This window comes from Micromonospora sp. AB353, assembly GCF_049538395.1.
In the GTDB taxonomy this organism is placed as follows: Bacteria; Actinomycetota; Actinomycetes; order Mycobacteriales; family Micromonosporaceae; genus Micromonospora; species Micromonospora aurantiaca.
On the sequence record NZ_JBMVFV010000190.1, the window covers coordinates 1 to 565 of the forward strand.

Annotated in this window: 1 pseudogene; it reads right to left on the reverse strand. The window is 68.7% G+C overall.

Features of this window, described 5'->3' with window-relative positions:
• Window positions 1–274 (reverse strand): annotated as a pseudogene (locus ACPCK6_RS29625) (hypothetical protein); the annotation flags it as partial.
• Window positions 275–565 lie beyond the last annotated feature (291 nt).

Below are 565 nucleotides of genomic sequence, written 5' to 3' on the forward strand. Positions count from 1 at the left end.
CCTTGCCGTACCCGTCCTTGTCGTAGCCGTCGCGGCCGTGGTCGCCCTCGGCGCCCTTGTCGCCGTGGTCGTCGCTGAGCTGCTGCGTGGTCGACCACTTGACGTCGGCGAGCCGGTGCGGGCCGGTGGCCCCGGTGGTCGCGTAGGCCACGCCGGCGAGGCTGACCGCTCCGGTCAGGCCCACAACGCCGGTGGCGAGCCACATCCGGCGACGCCGGAGCGGGGAGATGGTCTTGCTGGTGGCGTCATCGTTATTGCGAAGGTAGTTGGACATCGGAGCTCTCTGCCCTCTCCTTGTACCTGACAAGGTCGCTTCGCCCTGGCGAGGCGGCCTTCGCTACAAATCGGTTGTAGCTGCTGAAGATGACCGTATGAGAACCTTCTTCGCCTCGTGGTCATATACGAAAAAAACCCGCATAAGGGTGCGGGTGGGATGGGCGGGCGCAGTGCGGCCCGGATGCCCCGGCGGGGGACACCGCGGCCAGCCGGGCCGCTGGCGGGGGTGGGAGCCCTCCGCGCGCCGTCAGCGGCGCGAGGAGGGCTCCCCGGTTATGTGGTGGTTCGA